The sequence below is a fragment of the Paenibacillus marchantiophytorum genome (assembly GCF_014640555.1).
Taxonomy (GTDB): domain Bacteria; phylum Bacillota; class Bacilli; order Paenibacillales; family NBRC-103111; genus Paenibacillus_E; species Paenibacillus_E marchantiophytorum.
In genome coordinates, this window is sequence record NZ_BMHE01000007.1 from 230,231 (window position 1) to 250,739 (window position 20,509).

Genomic DNA, 20,509 nt, shown 5'->3' on the forward strand with positions numbered 1-20,509 from the left:
GTAAACTCGCTCACTTTTCCCAAATTAGAACTTGAATCGGTGTCGGATTGTAGGCATTGCATGGATTATTGAGCTGCGGACAGTTGCTGATCAGCACCATCGAGCTTCCCAAAGACTCCATCTCCACATAACAGCCTGGCGCAGATACCCCATCATCGAACTTCAGCCCGCCATCGGCGCTGACCGGTACGTTCATAAAGAAATTAATATTCGGCGCCAAATCACGCTTCGTATACGCCCCGTCCTGTCCCGCCAACTGCAGCATGAAAGTGTCCCGGCAATTGTGCATCGAAAGCTTATCGTGCGAGTAGCGTACAGTATTGCTTTGCGCTGAACACGAACCCCCAACCGTATCATGGCGGCCGCACGTATCCGCTACGATTCGCAGCAGCGCCTTGCCGGATTCCGCCCGCAGCACCGATCCTGTGCTCAGATAAATATTGCTTTGCCCCGCAATCGTAGCCACCGCACTGTAGTGATCTTCTGGATTCTCCGCATCATAGAACAGCGTGTCTGCCGCCTGATTTCCTTCCAAATCCACAATACGGAGCACCTGCCCTGGCTTCAAAACCTTCATCCAACCGTCCCCTGCTCGAACGACTTCGCTATGGATCGCGTCCTGGACTTTGCGAGAACTCTCTACTCGATTAAATACCGCCATTTTCGTTCCTCCTCCGCATGTTCTATAGGCCTAGCAGTGTGTGATATTCCCATGTATTTTCAAAAGCTCGGCGATTCTCCGAACGGTAATTCACACAATAATCATCTTCCGTCACAGGCTCAGCTGTGAGAATTTCGATGTTGACCGGCACGGATGGATACGACGTTCTCGGGTCAAGCGGATTCGGTGTATTGGATACGAGAAGCACAATATCTAGTTCCGTACGAAGCGTAACCACAGCGCCTGCCGGGCAATGTTCCAAACTAAAGTGCATATCCCCTCGCTCATCGCAGAACACTTTGGAAAATAAATTAACCACCGGCATCATATCCCGCATGCTCAGTCCATTGCGCACCAACTCCACGGCAAAATTCTCCTGCCCGCTGCGCAGCCACGCATTCCGCTGCTGTCCGAAATCTGTCGCCCCATATTTGGCATCCGTCGCCTCTCGGCTCGTATACCCGCTGAGCGGATCATGCCAGCCGATGCTATCCTCGACCAGACTTGCCAGCACACGTCCATTGTCGCTCATCAGCACATGCCCTTTAGTCAAATGGGCCGTATATTGCGCCTTGAGTGTATCCGGCATATTGTAGCGTTCCGTTAGATCCCTTGCGTGGAACAATTGAATAGACACATTCGCTCCCGCTTCCACTGCTGTAAACCGAATCAATTTCCCTCTGCCAATCGCTCCCGACCACTTGCCCCCAGGCCCTATCGTCATGCCCCAACTGTTAGCCATGCTATCCGACTCCTTTGCGATGTAGTTAAACAAAAAGGGAGACATCACAAGACTCAAGTGTCTTGGTGATATCTCCCAGGTTTTTATCCTTCCGTGTCGCTCTCCTACAAGAGCGGTTTACTCTCGGACCAGCCCGGTTGTCGCCGGCGGAACCCTAGTAAACAATCATTATTCGTTTGTGTTACTAAACATAACATCGACGATTAAATGTGTCAATAACTTCTCTTAAAATCGTTTATTTCGCATAAAATACTTCTCACACCATTAATTATATGTTATATTAACTTACACAAAAGACCTATAACTAACATTACTAAGGATTATGTAGTATTAAACTCTTTAAAGTAAGGATTCATCACATACCATTGTTTTCTAGGGTTCCGCGGAGGCGCAAACGCCGGTCTGGTCCGAGAGAAAACGCACAGCTAACCCTGTGTTCACGGAGGGACAAAAGCCCGGGAGGATATCTGCTTCATAGATATCTCCTTGGCTTTTTTGCCTATCAGACCATAAAGGAGTGTTGCCATCATGACAACCGAAGTCACACTACGTAAGTCCTTAAGCTTATTTCAAGTCGTTTACATGGGTCTAGCTTGGATGACGCCAATGATCTATTTCTCCATCTATGGGATTGCTTACGAGAACGCGCATGGCATGCTAACACAAGCCTATCTGCTTGCTTTTATTGCCATTCTCTTCACCGCCTACAGCTATGGAGTGATGTCCAAAACGTTCCCCACCTCCGGATCCGCCTACACGTATACCAAAAAAAGCCTCCACCCTTACCTCGGCTTCCTCGTAGGCTGGGCGCTGCTTCTTGATTATTTCTTTTCTCCTATCATCGCTTGTCTGACTTTCGGCATTTATCTGCATGCCCAGTTCCCCTCGATTCCAGCTTACGTCTGGATCATTGGTCTGAATATCGTGCTTGCGATCGTGAATATAATCGGCATTAAATTTTCCGCTAACATTAGCAAGATCTTCGTCTGGATTCAAATTTTGTTTATCGCCGTCTTTTGCTTCTTCCTGTTCCGCGGCTTGAGCGGTGATGTGCATCCCTTGCAGCTTTTCCTGCAAACCGACGTGCCTTTCTCGACCATTCTGGCCGGAGCTTCGATTATCTGTTTCTCCTTCCTCGGATTTGACACCGTCACAACGATGTCGGAAGAGACGATTAATTCGGAGAAAACGATTCCTAGGGCGATCATGATCATCATCATTACGGCCAGTATCCTTTACCTGGTGCCTTCCGTGCTGACCCAACTTATTTATCCACACCTAACCTTCGTCAATGTCGATTCAGCCGGATTCGAAATCGTCCAACTCGTAGGCGGGGCTGCCCTCAGCTCCGTATTCATCACCGTGCTCATCCTCGCCATCTTCACGCAAGGCCTATCATCGGTGACAAGTGTGTCGCGTCTACTTTTCGTCATGGGGCGTGATGCTATTTTGCCTAAAAGAGTATTCGGTTTCCTTCACCCTAAGTTCAACACGCCAGTCATTAACATCGCCATTGTCAGCTGTGTTTCACTGCTTGCTCTAGTGATTTCACTGGACAACGCCGTCAAATTCGTCAATTTCGGCGCCTTGACCGCCTTCTTCTTCGTCAACATTTCTGTCATCGCGCAAAAGTATATCAAAGAAGGCCAACGCTCCGCGAAAATGACCTTTAAGTATCTGATTCTCCCCTTGGCGGGTGCCGGTTTCATCGGCTATCTCCTGTCGCTGCTGGACAAAGATGCCCTGTGGATGGGCGGCGTTTGGCTCGTTGTGGGCATTGTCTACCATCTCGTGCAAAAAAGGATGCGCTTATCCGCAGGCCGGGCGGCGGTGCCGATTCGCGGGCAGAGCGGGGTTCGGACCTAGAGGCGCAGGTTGGATGGTGGAATTAGCATCGTGGTGTCTATCATTTGAGGATAGTGTCCCTCTCGCGGAACGACGATCCCTCTCTATGGAGTAAGAAACAACAAAACCTCCAAATCCACACTTCTGGTCATACCCTTATCTGCTTGACAGGGGATATGACCATTCTCGTGGTTTGGAGGTTTTATGTTATTTCTGATCCGCTGGGAACACAAGTCCCATCTGCTTCCTAGCCTCATCCAGAATTCCAACGGTGATGAGCGAATTCGCATGGGAGTTCGTTTCTGACTCCAATGTTCCATTGTGGATCAAACGGATGAACTCCTCCGCTTCGTAGCGCATCGTCCGTGCGTGCTGCTCTTGCGTCAACACCTCGACAGAGCCATCGCGATAGCGAATCTCCACCTTTTCAGGCTGATTAATCTTATCGATCACCATTGTGGCATTCTCGCCTTGGATTTCCGTCGGCAGGTAGGAACTCGAGATTTTGGAATGCATGATCACAGCATCCATTTCTTTATAACCAAGCAGCAAGCTGCCCTCGCCATCCACACCCGATTCCAGCAAAACACCATTGGCTTTAATGCGATCAGGAGCACCGAACAAGACAGCCAGAGGGTATATGCAGTATATGCCCAAATCCATGATCGACCCATTCGAAAAAATCGGGTTGAAGGCATTCAGCACCGTACCCTGCTTATAGGCGTCATACCGCGAGGAATATTGGCAATAGCTCGCAAAATAACGACGAACCTTCCCAAGTTTATGCAAATTGTCTTGAATCACTTTGAAATTCGGCATCAGCGTCGATTTGAGCGCCTCCATGAAGACCACTTGATTGCTGCGCGCTGCCTCAACCATAGCCGTCAGTTCCGCCGTATTGGAAGCCGCAGGCTTTTCACATATCACATGCTTCCCATGGTTCATACAATGAATGGCATACTCCGCATGCAGTGAATTCGGGCTCGCAATATAGACAGCATCGAACTCCTTACTTTGAACAAAAGCATCCAAATCCGTATACCGATGCGAAATTTCAAATTTCTGCGCGAACTCCGCAGCCTTCTCCTCCGTGCGTGAGTATACCGCCGTTAAATCAAATTCCCCTGTCTCGCGGGCAGCATGAATGAACTCCTCTGTAATCCAATTGGTCCCTATAATTGCAAAACGTATCATAATTTCTCCTTTGGTGCTTATGCTTTTATTTTTTACTATACCATGATTGAAGGATTAATGAGAAACCAGCCAGTTGTTCCAGGTTGATAGGCTAGGGATTTGAATTCCTACAGTCTATCAATATCCCCTTGTTGCTGATTATCGTCGCAGTCTTTAAAGTTAAACTTGTATGTAAAGAAATGCGATTTTTCCAAACGTTTACAGTCAAAGTTGTTTACTTCCGGCGGGTAACTCATACCATCTGCTCTTGTATCTTGTATTAGTTGTAAATTTATAGACCCCGTAGTTTTAATCTCATAGATAAAAGGACCACTATCAATAGATGGCCTTTCAATTGTAAACTTAGCAACTCTTTGATCCGTATATGCATTCCATATACATGCCCTGCCTTTCAAATTAAAAGAGCCTGCTTTCTCAATGCCACAATCTGCTTCTTCTGAACTCAAAAAATGGTTATAAGAGATTAAAATAATTGCGATTATTATAAATGACGAAAACATATACCTATATTTCTTTTTGATCTTTAACATTCTTACTTCAACACCTCTCAACTTAATCTTATTTTAATTATGTAGCCAATAATTCTATTCAAGCGATTCATAATAAATAATGTTCAATAATGCTTATAATGGATAAATTATACTTTGTTTATAATTATTATCCAACTTATTTTTCATCTTGAAAGACTTACATTAGGGCAAGAATATCGTCTGGTGTACATGGGATATATAAAATTGATAACTAATTCACCCTTGACACGAAATCAAAAGGTTTCGTATAATCCATTACGTAACCAAAAGGTTTCGCATTCACATACCAATGAAACACTTCACTTATTTTGGGACACAATACGAGATGTGAGTGATGGAAGGAAGGTTTATCGATGCAGGGAGAGTTGCTGAAGAAACTGCGCTACAAACAAGGACGAGCCCTCGTGCTTCATGCACCGGAAGGCTATAAGCTTGGCATTGAGGATTCCGGGGAGCCCGTCGGAACGTATGATTTCCTTTTTGGATTACATATCCTAAGCAAAGCTCCAAGGTCAAAACGTATATTAACCGCGATAGCCTGTTTGCGCTCGTTCAAGATATTTCTGCTTATCGCGCAGTTAGCAATGTGGCGGTGGACGAAAAATGGTCCGCTCTGCGCTTCCGCCATCAAGATAAAGTAAAAACCAAATCCTAATTTTAATGGAGGTCTTTTTATTATGGAAAATCAAACACAAGGTACTTTGCCGGATATTAAGCAAACGATTGTCTTCAACGCACCGATTCAAAAGGTTTGGAACGCAGTAGCAACACCAGATGGCATCGCCGCATGGTTCATGCCGAACAATTTCAAGCCGGAACTCGGTCATGAGTTTATTATCGAAGCCGGGCCTTTTGGCAATTCGCCATGTAAAGTCACGGACATTTCGCCACCGAACCGGCTTTCTTTTGAATGGGGCAAGGATTGGACTTTGACGTTTGAATTGGCAGATGTGGATGGCAAAACAGAGTTCACACTCATCCATTCTGGTTGGGATGTGAACAAGGTGACTGAATTCGGTCAACCCCACAGCGTGGTTCGCGAGATTATGTCGCAGGGCTGGGGCGGAATTGCGAAGGCACTCACCGCTTACGTCGAGGCCTAAGATGGGCGTTCCATCGCAGAAACATGATGTCTTTCAGGCGATTGCCGATCCAACCCGCCGTCAGGTCCTGCAGCTATTGGGCGATAAGGAGATGCCGGTGACGGTTATATCGGACCATTTCCCGATCAGCCGCACCGCGGTGTCCAAACATCTTCGCATCCTGGCTGATGCCGGGCTTGTGAAAGAGCGCAAGGTTGGCCGCGAGACTCGGTATAGGCTGGAGGCAGAACCTCTCATGGAGTTGAAGCGTTGGTTAGCTTATTATGAACGTTATTGGGAAAATAAATTAAACGTGCTCAAACGATTCGTAGAATCAGACGAGTAGTACACAACGAATAGCACACGACGAATAGCGCCCAACGATTAGTACACGACGAATAGGTCATCTTTCTGCTGCTTGCAACAGAGGGATGACCTTTTTGGGCGTTCATTTTTATTCTGGGACTGGCAGCCATTCGGAGGACCACTTCGCAATCTCCCCAAAAATCGGTGCCAACGCCCGCCCCTTATCAGATAAGGAATATTCAATACGAACCGGAATCTCCGGGAATACTACTCTTCTCACAATACCTTCGTGTTCCAGCTCTTTCAGGCGCTCAGACAATACTTTGCCGCTTATATTCGGCAGCGCATGGTCGATTTGAGCAAACCGTTGGGGACCTGACAGCAATTGAAAAACGATCAGCGATGTCCAGCGTTTACTGAGAATTTCTACGGCTTTTTCGAAACGTGGACACATTGGCATCTGTTCCATCCTTATCACCTCTATATCTCTGTTTATTATAGTGGAAACAGCGGTCCCTGCACAAGCTTACAAAAAGTAATTTAATTACTTGACGAAACTATTTTTATCCCGTAATATCAGTTACATAAAGTAACTAAGTGATTAATTGTAACTCATAAAAAGGAGTGTTGAACGATGATTTCACCTATTTTTGTAGGACACGGTTCACCTATGATGGCTATTCAAGATACAGCCTGCACACAGTTTTTACTCGAATATGGCAAAACGGTTTCACCGAAAGCGATCGTCATTTTCACAGCGCATTGGGAGACTGAGGTTCTTACCATTTCCTCTAGCGATGATGTCTATGATACGATTTACGATTTCCGCGGCTTCCCGGATGAACTGTTTCAAATCAAGTATCCTGCAAAAGGAAATAAAGAGCTAGCTAATCAGATTGCTGCCCGCTTCCAAGCGAAGGGCATTGCTGTGAACTTCGATTCTACACGCGGACTAGATCACGGATCCTGGGTCCCGCTTCTCAGAATGTTCCCAACACCGAATGTACCAGTCATTCAAATCTCTGTAAATCCGTACCTGCCTCCTGCGGAGCAGTATCGTATTGGCGAAGCCCTGCGCGGTCTGGATCAGGAAGATATCCTGATTGTCGGAAGCGGCGCTACGGTGCATAACTTGCGTGCGCTCAATTGGGAAGCCAAAGAACCGGATGCTTGGGCTGTTGATTTCGATGAATGGCTTGTGAACAATATGCAAGCTCAGAACTTGCCAGCTTTGTTCAACTACGCCGATGAAGCCCCGAATGCGCGTATGGCGGTCCCAAGACCCGAGCATTTCATTCCGCTCTATATTGCTATGGGTAGCGGTGATCCCGCTCGCACACCACAAGTCATTCATCGCAGCTACGAAGTCGGTTCGCTAAGTTATTTGTCTGTGGCTTTTTAAATAGATAAATTACTGGCTGCAATCGGGCTCATTATCGGCTTCCGGAAGCCGCGCATCGCCTTCTTCTCCGCCGGTGTCATTGTCATCACGATGGCAGGCGCTGTCCTAACCCATCTGAAATCAGGTCAAGGCATGGGCGCAGCCACGATGCCGCTGATCCTTCTGATAGTGGCTCTGATTGTTGTGATCGGGCGCTCGCGCCGCGCGTAATGAAGCCTTACGAACTCATTAAGCCTTATTCGATCAAAATGGTTCAAGTAGAAAAGCTAACGAATTCGATATGCGTTATTTCAAATAAAGAATCACTTTTCCGCCTATATATTACTCCATAACGCCAGTTCAGTTCGTTAAATCTTCATGGAAGCTATTTTCACGCCTATAAGCATCATTCAATTCGTTAGAGTGAACAATTGCTATTATGGCGGCCCGGCGATGCAGGTTCTCTGCCTGTAACGCTGTTTTGCAGCGTTACAGCTCTCACTTTGGCCTCCGGCGCCGCTTTAACGATGAATTTCATCTTTATCTCAGCTGATATGCCGTTCGCGCGGCACTTTCTCTGCCGTAACGCTGTTTCGCAGCGTTACGGCTCTCACTTTCCCCTCCGGCGCCGCTTTAACGCTGAATTTCATTCTTATCTCAGCTGATATGCCGTTCGCGCGGCACTTTCTCTGCCGGTGCTCGCTCTACCCCAAATTATCCACAAAAAAAGAGACCCAACAGCAACGGGCCGCGGGTCTTAAAGTATATATATTTAAAAGGGGGTCGAACTTCATTATAGGCCCCGAACCTTAAATTAAGCTGAAAACAAGATTTCATTTCGATGACAAATGATGCTATTTGCATGACATGAAGGGACCCTATTTCTTTTTAACCGGGATATAGATATCCATCTCCACAAGCTCATTCTTGGCGGGATTGCAGCGCTCATCATAGAGCTCAAATTCCGCGCCTCCGGCATGCATATAACCCGACGTCGGGAACCACTCTGGCTGAATCGACTTCCACGTGCCTTGGATCGCCGAAGTAAACTCTTCCACCTTGACGGGTGGTGTCGTAAAAACCGCATAGGTCGCTTCCGGAAATTCACGACATACCTGATCCGCAGGCACGTCGTCAAAGGTTGTCACTTCCATCCCGATGAGGTAAGTCAAATCGCTTGTTTGCGGATTGAAATCGGTACAAATGCCCAGCTCAACTTGAGAGTCTGCCTGCACACGATTACCGATATGCGCCCCTTTATTTTCGTCCAAATAGGTCCGCCAGAATAACGGAATTTCGCGATGGTTACGACCATCTATACAGGAAGTCTTTAGCTCATAGCCAACAAATTTAAAAGCAGGTTTCGTTTTTAACTGAACATTCATTCGAATTCCTCCTTATTGTATCTCACAGAAATGTGCGCTAGCGCCAGCTCCCTTTGGAAGCCACCGAGTACGTCTTATACTGCTGTTTGCCCTTGATTTCTAAACAATTGATTTGCAAGCCATAGGCACAGCCGCCATCAATCCCGATTTTATCCCGATCGAACCAGACGTCCGGCTTTCCATGAATATCCTTGGTTGGCGTATGCCCAAACACGACGGTCTTCTTCACGACGGTTCGCTGCTGCACGAACGGGGCTCGAATCCACATAAAATCGCGCTCTGGCTGCGTTTTCCAATCCGTGTAGGAGGGATTCAGTCCCGCATGCACATAAATATGCGTTTCATCCTCATGATAGAGAGGCAGTTGGTTCAGAAAAGCGATATGCTCACTGCAATTGGCGCGAATATGTTCTCTGGACTGCTTCAAATCCATACTGTCGGAACCACAGAAGCTCTTGAACGTTTGGATGCCGCCATGCTCGAAAAACTTCATCTCCGTCAGCGTATCCACCTCACCCAGCATGTCCACAAATCGCTGATCGTGATTCCCTTTTAATGCAATAGCCTGCTTGTCCCGCACCAAATACATCACGAATTCTACCGTTTCCAGACTGTTCGGCCCGCGATCCACATAATCACCCAGCAAAACGAGTTGGTCCTCTTCGGCCTGAAAATTCACTTTATCGAGCAATTGCTTGAATTCCTCTACACAACCATGAATATCGCTTATGACTAAAGTTCTGTGCATATCCCGTACCTCCTGCTGCCGCGCCCTTGACGCTACTGCTTACTATGGATTACCCTCTCTGTTACTATTATTCTATTTTATCACAGCAATTTCCTATCTTGCAGGTCCTTCTTCCTGAAAAAGAAAAAGAGGACGCCCCGACGGACATCCCCTGAACTGAACTGAACTGATTTCTCCTTTGAACGCTATTGGGTTGGGTGTAACCGGAAAAGCTCCCTCTAATTCAAGTGAAAATCAATATTCAGCTAGAAATTTTTAGAAATAACGGGAGATTTTCCATACTCCTAGACACCCTCACCTATGAACAATGCTAACCAACGACTGTACCTCAACACAGGCTATGACGAAAGCACCCACGCCGTGCAGGTCGTTCTCACTTGTCGGGCGAGTCACGTAGTTCTCGTAACTCCCTGCCGACGTTCCAATGCATATCAGCGGCAAAATCACTCGCTCCTGCGCATCGAATTGGAGCGTGCGAATGAGTCCCTCATATCCCTTGACGGCTGCGTCCGCGCACTCCGGGCCCACAACGCCGAGGTTGATCGCCTTGGCAATCGTATAGACGAACAGACTTGTACAGGAGGATTCCAGCCAGTTATCCGGCTGATCGCCCTTGTCCACGACCTGATACCAGAGACCGCTCGCCGCGTCTTGGTAGCGAATTAAGGCATGAACGAAGTCATGCAGAGCGTCGACTAGAATCTGACGGCCCGGCTCATCGGCTGATAATTCATCCAGGAATTGCGCTACGGCAAGGCCATACCAACCGAGAGAACGGCCCCAGAATTCCGGTGAGCAGCCGGTTTCCTTATTGGCCCATGGCATCGCTCGGCTTTCATCCCAAGCGTGATAGAATAGCCCCGTCTGCTCATCCTTCATATATTTGCGCATCAACGCTTCCTGATGCAGCACATTGTCCCGCAAAGCAGGATCGCCATACGCATTGGCATACTTGAGCGAGAATACGCCGGCCATGTATAGACCGTCCAGCCACATATTGTAGGCATATTTGTCCTTGTGCCAATAGCCGCCTTCCGACGTAAGGTTCAACGTCGCGAGCAAACTGCGCAGCTTCGCGGCAGCGAGGCGATATTTCCGGTGCCCGGTCTTCTTTTCCAAGCGAAATAAAAGCAGCCCTGCCTGCACAGCATCCAGCTCATCCCGCGCCACATACAGATTGCCGTTCTCATCAATCAAGCCATCGACATAAGCCTGAAGATAAGCGTCGTAACGCTCATTCGGCTCACTCTGCAGCAGCATTTCCACCCCGCACAAAAAGACGCCTTGATGATAATGCCAACGCGCAGCAGGCGGCAGTTCCATCGGTGTATAGGTGCTCATGATCGAATCGCAGACAGCTTTGGCCCAGTCCAACGGTGATTTTACAGGTTGATGTGTCATCTTGTTTTCCCTCTCTATTCTTATATAGATTTACGGATTAATGCGACGGATGGCAACCGAATCCCTTCCCTAGCCCTTAATAGAACCAATCATGGCCCCTTTTGCAAAATGCTTTTGCAAGAACGGATAAACAGCCAGAATCGGCAGCGTCGCCACGACGATAACCGCCATTTTGATCGATTGGGCAGGCGGAGGTGTTACGCTATCCAAATCAACGCTGTGATCCATGCCGCTGGCCAGCACGACAATCTGTCGAAGCAGGACCTGAATCGGCCACTTGGCACTCTCATTCAAGTACAGAATTGCGCTAAGGTACGTATTCCAATACGTAACCGCATAGAATAACGAGATCGTGGCAATCGCCGGCATCGAAAGCGGCAGGACAATTCGGAACAGAATGCCGAAGTCGCTGCAGCCATCGATTTTGGCTGACTCTTCCAATCCCTCAGGGATGTTCTGGAAGAAATTTTTTAGAATAATCAAGTTAAACGCACTGATCGCAGATGGCAGAATAAGCGCCGCATACGTATCGATCATCCCCAATTCCTTCACAACAAGGAAGGTCGGAACCAATCCACCGTGAAACAGCATGGTAAAGACGACCATGAACATAATCACTTTGCGGCCATCCACATCTCGGCGAGACAACCCATAGGCCATCAAAGCCGTGATAAACATACTGATGATCGTCCCAGCAAGCGTAGTTCCAATCGAGACGCCCATTGCTTTGAAAATCGTATTTGTCGAGAAAATGAAGCGGTACGCCTCAACGCTCCATTCTGTCGGAATGATGACAAACTTCTTGGCCGCCATTTCCGCGCTTGTTGTGAAGGAGCCTGCAACGACGTGCACAAAAGGGATCACCGTGATTAAACCAATCACCGTTAATAACAAATAATTAATGATTCCGAACATTCTGCCGCCTACTGTTTTATCTTCAACCATCGTGTTAACCTCCTGCTTCGTAAGCGTGTGTTTCTAATAAACGCCCTCTTCGCCCATCTTCTTGGCAATTCGGTTGACCAGCATGACCAGAGCAAGTCCAATGAACGATTTGAACAACCCGATCGCTGCGCTGTAACTGAACTGACCTTGTTTTAAACCAGCCGTATATACATAAGTATCAATGATCTCTGCAACATTTCGGTTCATGGAGTTAAGGAGCAAGTAGACATGTTCAAAACCGAGTTCGAGAACCGCACCAATTTTCAAAATTAGCAAAACAATGATGACACTGCGGATCGCTGGCAGCGTAATGTGCCACATCTGTCTGAGTCGTCCCGCACCATCCATACGCGCAGCTTCATACAATTGAGGGTCAATGGAAGCAATCGCCGCTAAATAAATAATCGTCCCCCAACCCGCTTCCCGCCAAATCACTTGCAGAATATACATCGGCCTGAACCATTCCGGAGCCAGCAAGAAGTTAATCTTCTCAAAGCCAAAATACTCGATGATATCGTTAATAATCCCGCCATCCATCGTAAACATCACGAAGCTGATCGAAACAATGATGACCCAAGACATAAAGTGAGGCAGATAGACAATTGTTTGAAACGTTTTCTTGAAAAAGTCCAACTTCACCTCGTTGAGCATCAACGCCATAATAATTGGAATCGGGAAATAAAACACGAGATTCATAACGAATAGAATGAGCGTATTGCTCAAAATCGCAAAGAAATCCGGCTCGGTAAACAGTCGCTGGAAATGCTCGAGGCCTAACCATTCGCTGCCGCTAATTCCTTTGAAAGGCTTGTAATTCTGAAATGAAATGATAAGTCCATACATCGGGATATATTTGAAAATCAGAAAATACAGCACGCCGGGAAGCAGCATGACATAAATCCATTTATTTTTCCAAAGTCGTCTGCTCAGTTCGCTGCTTTGTTTCCTAGCAATCACACGCTCCGCTTGTGCCACATTCGCTTCCTGCATATCACTTCTTCCTTTCCGGGTCACTCATACCTAATGAGAAGGCCGCCGTCTTGGCAGCAGCCCTCCCCCAACCTTAACCAGTGTGACAGATCATCCGTTCCGTACTACTTTTTGTAAAGGGCGTTGTACTCTTCGATAATTTTGCTGCCGCCACGACTTTTCCAATCTTCAACCGCTTTGTCAAAGCCAGCTTTATCGATGGTGCCGTAGATATATTTGTTTGTAGCATCTTTAATCACATCTTGCAGTTGAACCCCTTTTTCCAGGTAGGTTTTGGAATCCAGAGCCGCTACCGGATCCTGAACGGCAAACTTCAGATTGGCGATTTTCAACTCATCTGCCTTGCCTTGCGCCGGAATCGTCGGAATACCTAAGAATCGGCCTGAGGAATCTTCATCACCAATCGCTGCGTCTGTGAACGGTTTGACTTCACGCGTCCATTTCTCTTCATCCAGCTTCTTCGCTTTATTATCGATCACACTGTAGTTCACATCTTTGATGCCCCAGTTTGCAAGGTTAGCCACTTCAGGCGTCATCATTTTGTCAAAGAAAGCCAGAATTTTCTTCAAGTCTGCTTCTGTCTTGATTGCAGATTTCGGGAACAGAACCACGTTCGCAAAGCCCGGAAGCGCCCAAGAAGCAAATTTGCCGCTTGGCCCAGCTACCATGCTGTGCACATCGACAACGGCCGTCGGCACGTTTTTGATCAGATCTTTATTGAGTGTCGATACATCCGTCATCGCTCCGATATACATACCCGCTGTACCGTTGGTGAAGAGCTTTTGTTGATCGGTTTTGCTCGTTGCGGCGAAGTCTTTATTAATCAACCCTTCGTTGCGCAGCTTTTTAAAATAATCCATCGTCGCTACGTATTCCGGGAACATGAACTCCGGCTGCAGCTTGCCGTCTTTCTCACCCCAGTTGTTCGGTACGCCCAACCAAGTCGCTACGGTTTTATAGGCACCATAAATCAGATCGTTCCGGTCGGTTAAGCCAATCGTGTCTTTTTTCCCGTTGCCGTCTGGATCATTCTCCGCGAACGCCTTCATCATGGCATAGAGATCATCGGTCGTTGCTGGTGGCTTCAACCCAAGTTTGTCAGCCCAATCCTTGCGATAAATGAGACCTTGGCGGGCAATATCTACGCCGCGATATAGCGTGTACAGCTTTCCATCCACTTTGGTGTTGTCATTAGTTGTCGATTTCAATTTGCTAAGATTCGGGAAATTCTTGAGCAGCGGCCCAATCTCCCAGAACTGGCCATCGCGAATCGCTGACTTCATCTGAATAAAGGTCGCTTGGTTCTTCAAATACGTGACTTGCGGCAGCGCGCCTGTGGCAAATGTCGTATTCAGTTTCTCCTCGTACGTATCTGCCGGGAAGAATTGATAGGTCAGCTTCGTATTCGTTAATTTCTCAAGCTCTTTAATAATCGTATCTGGCGGCGTCTGGGCTGTGTTGAGCGGAGCCATAATCGTAATGGCCGTCGGCGTGTTATCGGCTGTGGCTTTCGGCGTCTCCGCCCCTGTTGTAGCTGCCGGAGTTGTCTTGCCTCCGTCTGCGCAAGCTGCCAAGGCACAACTGGAAACTAACAGAACACTAAGTGGAATCGAGACTAACTTTCTCTTCATATAGGATAGACCTCCATAGTATGTGGTGTGCTGCAAGTTCCACCTTACAGGGGCGAAGGGAGGTACCGAAATAATCATTTGCTCATTTAGACCATGGTGCATCAAGGATGTGAGATGATGATTATTGGACGCGAAGATGATTATCGGGGATTGCACACAGAAAAAACCGCCTAAGTGAACTCTCACTTAGGCGGTTTAAGATAAGCATATATTCAGTGTCCAACGCGCGCAGGCTTTACCTGATAGGTATCTTTCACCTGAACAACGGAGTAATTTACGGATTTAGGTGCGATCACATCGTCTTTGTACTTTAGAGTAACGCCTACCTTGATATCCGACGTATTGGAAGTGTCCGCATGACCCAATGAATAAGCGGCCAACGGAGCTGCACCACCAGCGCCACCTTCCTTGATGAGGGCATTCAAGTAATCAGTTACGATTCCTTTGGCACCTTCCGCTAAGCTCGGCTGTTTGGACATTTCTTGAAAGGTTCTGCCCGTACGTTCCTCAAGCGTTCGATCATCCTTGAGACCCGCAGCACTGACGATCCCTGTGCATACCACGAATAAAATCACCACTAACAACGAAGCAAATTTCGAACTTTTTCTCATTACAAACTCCTTCTACAGCTGTATTTCCATGTACCTCTGTAGAGTAGACTCTTCTTATGGGAAAATGGTTCCCTAATACGCAGAAATTTCGGGGACGGTTGGGAGAACGCCTAGTGTGGCTGCAAGGGAAAGCCCGTCGCTGCGCAGCTACTTCTTCCCATACGCCTCATTGTACTCGGCAATGATCTGCTCCCCGCCACTGCGCTTCCATCGCTCAATCTCTCGCTGGAAGCCTGCTTGATCGAGCTTGCCGAGCATGTAATTATACGTGGCGTCGGAGATAATCTTGTACAGCTCAACGCCGCGCTCATCATACGTCTTGGACTCCAAGCCCAGCGTCGGGTCCTTGATCGCATACTTCTCGTTATCCGTGCTCAGCCGGTCTGCCAACTGTAACAACGACTCGCTCTCCGCAAGCTGCTTCACCTGCGGATTGTTCAGATCGGCAATCATTAGCGCGTACAGTGCATTCACTTCATTCACACGAAGCTTGGAGGTCTCTTCCGTCAGCTGAACTTTGTCCCCAATGGTCGTGTAATGACGGCCTTCCAGCCCATATTTCATCAAGTTGGCGATATCTTTATCCATCGTCCGATCAAAAAACTGCAGCATCTGCTTCAGTTCCACCTCGGTGCGAATCGCTTTTTTGGAGAAGAGATAGAGCGCGCTGTAGTTGGGAATCGACCAAATCTGAAAGCCCTTGGGCCCCTCAATATGATTGACCAGCGTGAGCTTCGCCTGCGGGTTCGCCAACTGTACTTCATCCGAAAGCCGCTGCACATCCTGCATGCTGCCGATGTACGCCCCGGCTGTGCCGCGAATGATTTTATCCCGCTGCACGTCCTTGCTCGTAACGGCAAAATCTGAATTAATCAGCTTCTCATCGTATAGCTTCTTCATATAATTCATCGTGTCCACATAGGCCTGTGTTTCGAATTCCGGAGCAAGCTTGCCAGCCGCAATGCCCCAATTATTGGGCGTGCCGAAATAGGAGCTGATTGTTTTGAAGGCGCCAAACACCAGATCATTGCGATCCGTTAGACCGATCGTATCCTCCTTCCCATTGCGGTCAGGGTCGCCGTAAGTAAACGCTTTTAACACTTGGTACAACTCATCCAGATTCGTCGGCTTCGCCAGTTTGAGATTGTTCAGCCAATCTTCCCGAATGATAATTCCCTGCCGCGAGGAAGGGCGTTCCGTGTATAAGCCGTATATGTTGCCATCGACCGCAGCCTGCCCCAAAATCCCTTTATTCAACTGCTTTAGATTCGGATAGGCATCCAAATAGGGACCGATATCCCAGAATGCGCCGGATCGGATTGAATTCTTCATCAGCATATAGTCGGTATATTTCACATAGGTCGCTTTTTTCAGCGAGTTGGTCGTCAGCGCCGTATTCATTTTGTCGGTATAAATGCCGTCCGGTACCCAGTTCAATTCCAGCTTGGTTTGCGTTTGTTTCTCAATTTCAGCAATCAGTTCAGGTATCGGCGGATGCGGAAAATGAAGCGGTGCCATAATAGAAATAACGGGGCGACTTTCACCAGACTCCTGCGCTTTACTTGCACTGTCTTTCTGACAAGCACCGAGCAACGAAATGATCATCAGGCCTGCAATCACGAGGAAAGAAAGCTTGAAACCTGCGCTGTATCTATATTTTTCCATCAGAAGTCCCCCTTGTACCCGCTGTATGTATCGGTGAAATCAGAGATAATGATTATTCCTCACTCAGATGATTATTGCTCTAACTGCCAGTCTTGACTACAATACATAGATAGTCTATCACGACCATCCTCAGACAGATAAGGTGTTGGATGCGATGCGATCTTTAAGTTTTCTTAGCAAAATGACCATGTTCGGGTTTCTGCTCAGTACACTTCCGGTTATTTTTATCGGCGCTTTTGCTTTCGTCACTTCGTCGAGCGAGATCCAAAAAAATGTCAACGAAGGCAAAATGCAGCTAATCTCTCAAATCAATTCCAATGTAGAGCAGAAATTAACGACTGTCAACCATACACTCAATCAGGTCATTAACTCGACAGTGCTCAAAAAGGCTCTGGATATGCCCTTAACTGTAAACGATTTCATGATGTATGATGATCTGCGCAGCGAGATTCGTTATATGCAATCTTTTGATACGAAGCTGGAAGATGTCATTCTGATTAATGCCCGGGAGAACTGGATGATTAAAAATTCGGGCTTGTACCGTTTTGACAATTATCCCTATCACGACAAGCTCGTGGAGCAGATGAACACACAGGAAAACAGCACATGGGTCATGAATCCGTCCAAATGGTTCTATACCGAAGAGAACTCGCGGAGTGTAACGTGTGATTACAGCATTTCTTTGGTGAAAAAGCTGCCGACCACCGGCCTGGAGAAATACGGCCTAGCGATGGCCAACATCCCGGCTTGCAGCCTGCAGGATCTGATTCAAAGCGATACGGAGTATCTCGATGATATCCTCATTCTGGATGAACAGAACCGGATTATTATGCATCCGAATCCCAGTCTGATTGGTAAACCGATCACCGAGGCCGGGCTGACGGACATGAAACAACTGGCTGCGCCAACAGGCCAATTCACGACAGATATTCACGATAAGCGCTATGCGGTAAGCTTTCTGCATTCGAATCTGAATAACTGGACGTATTTATCCTTGACCTCGATCGACAGTTTGACCAAAGAATCCGGTAAAATCGGTACCTACACGATCTACATCTGCCTCCTCATGCTGCTGCTTTCCATGCTGCTGGCTTGGCTCGGCTCGCGCAAAATGTACTCGCCAATCCAGCTCCTTCTGAACCAAATCGGCGGTCTCGTAACCGTCAATCAGAAGCGCAAGGCGAATGAATTTCAGCTGATTGGCGAGCATGTTCATACGTTGTTTCAGTCCAAATCCCAGTTGGAGCGAGAGGTTCACCAGCACATCGGGCAGGTGCGGACATTCTTCCTGATCAAAGCGTATCAAGGTCATATCAAGCAAACCGAGCTGCTTGAGAAGCTCAAACAATTCGGCTATACGAAGCATATCGAAACGTGGCAAACCATGTCCGTCATCACGCTGCAGATCGATTCCATTGATCATACTCGCTACGAGAAACGCGATCTGGAACTGCTGTTGTTCGCCGTGCACAATATCATCGAGGAACTAATCCCATCCGATCAGCGCCTGGCGCCTATCATCATGGATCAGACCGTCGTTACCTTGATTGGCAGCTCCGACTGCGAGGCCGCTGCGTTCCGCACGACCGTTTATGCACTAACCGAGCAGCTGCAGCAGCATATTTCCAACTATTTGAACCTGCATGTCAGTATTGGCATGAGCCTGCCTATCCACACCTTCAACCAGATGCCGATCGCTTACCGGGAGGGCTTGGAAGCTTTGAAACACCGTATCAAGTTGGGCGAAGGCATCATTATCCAATACGAGAACATTAACTCCGGCAAGCATTATCTGAACCTGAACTATCCGAAACCGATCGAAAATGAATTAATCGACGCCATCAAGCTAGCCGAGAAAGATAAATCCAAAGAGCTGCTGCGTCAGCTGCTGCAAGCCGTGTTCGCCGCCCAGCTTACGCCCCAGGAATATCAAATTCCTTTGGCGCGTCTGCTCAACAACCTGCTCATGGTGATGCAGGAATCCGGCATTAGCCTGAATCAGATTCGTCCGACCAAAGGCTCTCTGTTCGAGGAACTGTTGAATTTGCACATGACCGCCGAAATCGAGGACTGGTTCTGGACCGAAGTCATCCATCCGCTGATTCGAATTCATCGGGATCGGCAGGATGCCCAGTATCATAATATTTCCGAGAAAATCATCGATCTTGTACAGAAATATTATGATACCGATCTAACCTTGGAGGATTGCGCTTCACGCTTGCATTACAATGCCAATTATTTGAGCAGCATTTTCCGCAAAGAAACCAATTGTTCCTTCAGTGATTATTTATCAACGTATCGGTTCAACATGGCCAAAAAATGGTTGTCGGAGTCCGACATGCCGATCAAGGATATCTCCTCCAAGCTGCGCTACAACAATTCACAAAACTTCATTCGCTCGTTCCGCAAGCAAGAGGGCATTACCCCCGGCCAGTACAGGGATAAACATAAAGAAAGCAAGGAGCCTACGCATTCGTAGGTCCCTTGCTTTTTTGGGGCTTGTCCAATTATAAAATAGATCATAGCTACGTCGTTGGCTGCACCGCTGCTTTCAGCGCCGCGCGATGGTTCCACAGGAAGGTGACCACGCTGTTGCGCTCCTCAAAAAAGGACTCCCTATCATCCTGATAGTCCTCGCCCAATCCATGGACGCTGAAACGATCATCCCCGTAATTCATGAGGGTCCATTGTCCTCCACGTTTGTTGTCGGCGAACACCAAATATAGTTTTTTTCCTGATGCATCCCACTTGGCAAATGATGAAAAGTTGTCCAAGATCAGGCCAATGTCGTTCTTCTTTTTAATTTGCATGATGTCGTATCCTCTCTATCATTTTTAAGAAAATGGTAGCGGAGAATGGGCGCAAAGGTTGTCAGTTGGTGGAAGTGAATGATAAGAAGTTTTGTCGGATAATCTTTTGGGTCCTAGGTCCGGGTTTAATTGGGGCCGAGCGAGCTACGTTAGCGCTGCAAATCTGCTCCGGAGGGCCGCTGGCGGGGCAGTTCGGCTGACCGTAAGGTGGTTTTTCAACCTTACGGAGACGGTTTCCATTCAAGCGTGCTCCTTAACGCTGAATTTCATTCTTATCTGCTCCGCAAGCCACTGGCGGGGCAGTTCGGCTGGCCGTAAGGTGGTTTTTCAACCTTACAGCGATGGGTTCCATTCAGGCGTGCTCCTTAACGCTGAATATCATGCTTATCCGCTCCGGAGGGCCGCTGGCGGGGCGGTTCGGCTGGCCGTAAGGAGGTTTTTCAACCTTACGGCGATGGGTTCCATTCAGGCGTGCTCCTTAACGCTGAATTTCATTCTTATCTGCTCCGCAAGCCACTGGCGGGGCAGTTCGGCTGGCCGTAAGGTGGTTTTTCAACCTTACGGCGATGGGTTCCATTCAGG

General features: G+C 47.8%; 22 protein-coding genes and 2 riboswitches. Of the genes, 8 read left to right on the plus strand and 14 right to left on the minus strand.

Annotated elements, in window-relative coordinates:
• Positions 1–10 precede the first annotated feature (10 nt).
• Positions 11–661, minus strand: a complete 651-nt coding sequence (locus tag IEY34_RS10105) for an urea amidolyase associated protein UAAP2 (protein ID WP_189010946.1) — start codon at positions 659–661, stop codon at positions 11–13.
• 22 nt (positions 662–683) lie between these two features.
• The gene (locus tag IEY34_RS10110; protein WP_189010948.1) at positions 684–1,403 is read right to left on the minus strand and encodes an urea amidolyase associated protein UAAP1; all 720 of its coding nucleotides are present in this window, start codon (positions 1,401–1,403) and stop codon (positions 684–686) included.
• Positions 1,404–1,473: 70 nt separating this feature from the next.
• A riboswitch (guanidine-I (ykkC/yxkD leader) is annotated at positions 1,474–1,572 on the minus strand.
• Positions 1,573–1,764: 192 nt separating this feature from the next.
• Positions 1,765–1,867: riboswitch (guanidine-I (ykkC/yxkD leader) on the plus strand.
• A 64-nt stretch (positions 1,868–1,931) separates the two neighbouring features.
• Here IEY34_RS10110 and IEY34_RS10115 point away from each other — a divergent pair.
• Positions 1,932–3,269: an APC family permease gene (locus tag IEY34_RS10115; protein ID WP_189010950.1), complete on the plus strand. Its 1,338-nt coding sequence runs from the start codon at positions 1,932–1,934 to the stop codon at positions 3,267–3,269.
• Between the two features lie 186 nt (positions 3,270–3,455).
• Here IEY34_RS10115 and IEY34_RS10120 read toward each other — a convergent pair whose 3' ends face one another.
• Both IEY34_RS10120 and IEY34_RS10125 read right to left on the minus strand, forming a co-directional pair.
• Positions 3,456–4,442 carry a Gfo/Idh/MocA family protein gene (locus tag IEY34_RS10120; RefSeq protein ID WP_189010952.1) on the minus strand — a complete coding sequence of 329 codons (987 nt, stop codon included), beginning with the start codon at positions 4,440–4,442 and terminating at the stop codon, positions 3,456–3,458.
• A 107-nt stretch (positions 4,443–4,549) separates the two neighbouring features.
• Positions 4,550–4,972 (minus strand): hypothetical protein, encoded by a 423-nt coding sequence (locus IEY34_RS10125; protein ID WP_189010954.1) that lies wholly within the window; start codon positions 4,970–4,972, stop codon positions 4,550–4,552.
• A 353-nt stretch (positions 4,973–5,325) separates the two neighbouring features.
• On the opposite strand from IEY34_RS10125, the gene IEY34_RS10130 reads away from it, so the two are divergent.
• Genes IEY34_RS10130 through IEY34_RS10140 form a run of 3 tightly spaced genes read left to right on the plus strand, consistent with a single transcriptional unit; the run spans position 5,326 to position 6,400 of the window.
• The gene (locus tag IEY34_RS10130) at positions 5,326–5,613 is read left to right on the plus strand and encodes a hypothetical protein (RefSeq protein ID WP_229757557.1); all 288 of its coding nucleotides are present in this window, start codon (positions 5,326–5,328) and stop codon (positions 5,611–5,613) included.
• A 36-nt stretch (positions 5,614–5,649) separates the two neighbouring features.
• Positions 5,650–6,075 (plus strand): SRPBCC family protein, encoded by a 426-nt coding sequence (locus IEY34_RS10135; RefSeq protein ID WP_189010956.1) that lies wholly within the window; start codon positions 5,650–5,652, stop codon positions 6,073–6,075.
• Position 6,076: 1 nt separating this feature from the next.
• The gene (locus IEY34_RS10140; protein ID WP_189010958.1) at positions 6,077–6,400 is read left to right on the plus strand and encodes an ArsR/SmtB family transcription factor; all 324 of its coding nucleotides are present in this window, start codon (positions 6,077–6,079) and stop codon (positions 6,398–6,400) included.
• A gap of 108 nt (positions 6,401–6,508) precedes the next feature.
• Here IEY34_RS10140 and catR read toward each other — a convergent pair whose 3' ends face one another.
• Positions 6,509–6,829 carry a catDE operon transcriptional regulator CatR gene (catR, locus tag IEY34_RS10145; RefSeq protein ID WP_189010960.1) on the minus strand — a complete coding sequence of 107 codons (321 nt, stop codon included), beginning with the start codon at positions 6,827–6,829 and terminating at the stop codon, positions 6,509–6,511.
• Between the two features lie 165 nt (positions 6,830–6,994).
• On the opposite strand from catR, the gene IEY34_RS10150 reads away from it, so the two are divergent.
• On the plus strand, positions 6,995–7,762 hold the full coding sequence (locus IEY34_RS10150; RefSeq protein WP_189010962.1) for a DODA-type extradiol aromatic ring-opening family dioxygenase: 768 nt from the start codon (positions 6,995–6,997) through the stop codon (positions 7,760–7,762).
• 12 nt (positions 7,763–7,774) lie between these two features.
• Positions 7,775–7,972 carry a DoxX family protein gene (locus tag IEY34_RS37770; RefSeq protein ID WP_373291216.1) on the plus strand — a complete coding sequence of 66 codons (198 nt, stop codon included), beginning with the start codon at positions 7,775–7,777 and terminating at the stop codon, positions 7,970–7,972.
• A 647-nt stretch (positions 7,973–8,619) separates the two neighbouring features.
• Here the strand turns inward: IEY34_RS37770 and IEY34_RS10160 are convergent.
• The 8 genes from IEY34_RS10160 to IEY34_RS10195 form a co-directional block, all read right to left on the minus strand.
• Positions 8,620–9,126, minus strand: a complete 507-nt coding sequence (locus IEY34_RS10160) for a GyrI-like domain-containing protein (RefSeq protein ID WP_189010964.1) — start codon at positions 9,124–9,126, stop codon at positions 8,620–8,622.
• A 37-nt stretch (positions 9,127–9,163) separates the two neighbouring features.
• A complete protein-coding gene (locus tag IEY34_RS10165; RefSeq protein ID WP_189010966.1) occupies positions 9,164–9,874 on the minus strand; it encodes a metallophosphoesterase family protein in 711 nt (236 codons plus the stop codon).
• Between the two features lie 294 nt (positions 9,875–10,168).
• Complete coding sequence (locus tag IEY34_RS10170; protein WP_189010968.1) at positions 10,169–11,275, minus strand: glycoside hydrolase family 88/105 protein; 1,107 nt, start codon at positions 11,273–11,275, stop codon at positions 10,169–10,171.
• A gap of 69 nt (positions 11,276–11,344) precedes the next feature.
• Positions 11,345–12,220 carry a carbohydrate ABC transporter permease gene (locus IEY34_RS10175; protein WP_189010970.1) on the minus strand — a complete coding sequence of 292 codons (876 nt, stop codon included), beginning with the start codon at positions 12,218–12,220 and terminating at the stop codon, positions 11,345–11,347.
• Positions 12,221–12,253: 33 nt separating this feature from the next.
• The gene (locus IEY34_RS10180; RefSeq protein ID WP_189010972.1) at positions 12,254–13,210 is read right to left on the minus strand and encodes an ABC transporter permease; all 957 of its coding nucleotides are present in this window, start codon (positions 13,208–13,210) and stop codon (positions 12,254–12,256) included.
• Between the two features lie 104 nt (positions 13,211–13,314).
• A complete protein-coding gene (locus tag IEY34_RS10185) occupies positions 13,315–14,841 on the minus strand; it encodes an extracellular solute-binding protein (protein ID WP_189010974.1) in 1,527 nt (508 codons plus the stop codon).
• 212 nt (positions 14,842–15,053) lie between these two features.
• Positions 15,054–15,452, minus strand: a complete 399-nt coding sequence (locus IEY34_RS10190) for a hypothetical protein (protein WP_189010976.1) — start codon at positions 15,450–15,452, stop codon at positions 15,054–15,056.
• A gap of 147 nt (positions 15,453–15,599) precedes the next feature.
• Entirely contained in the window at positions 15,600–17,117 is a 1,518-nt protein-coding gene (locus IEY34_RS10195; RefSeq protein ID WP_189010978.1) for an extracellular solute-binding protein, read from the minus strand.
• A gap of 154 nt (positions 17,118–17,271) precedes the next feature.
• On the opposite strand from IEY34_RS10195, the gene IEY34_RS10200 reads away from it, so the two are divergent.
• Positions 17,272–19,596, plus strand: coding sequence for a helix-turn-helix domain-containing protein (locus tag IEY34_RS10200; protein ID WP_189010980.1), 2,325 nt, complete (start codon positions 17,272–17,274; stop codon positions 19,594–19,596).
• A 46-nt stretch (positions 19,597–19,642) separates the two neighbouring features.
• On the opposite strand, the gene IEY34_RS10205 is transcribed toward IEY34_RS10200, so the two are convergent.
• Complete coding sequence (locus IEY34_RS10205; RefSeq protein ID WP_189010983.1) at positions 19,643–19,927, minus strand: hypothetical protein; 285 nt, start codon at positions 19,925–19,927, stop codon at positions 19,643–19,645.
• 91 nt (positions 19,928–20,018) lie between these two features.
• Here IEY34_RS10205 and IEY34_RS36660 point away from each other — a divergent pair.
• A partial coding sequence (locus IEY34_RS36660) for a hypothetical protein (protein WP_229757558.1) occupies positions 20,019–20,509 on the plus strand: 491 nt, incomplete at its 3' end.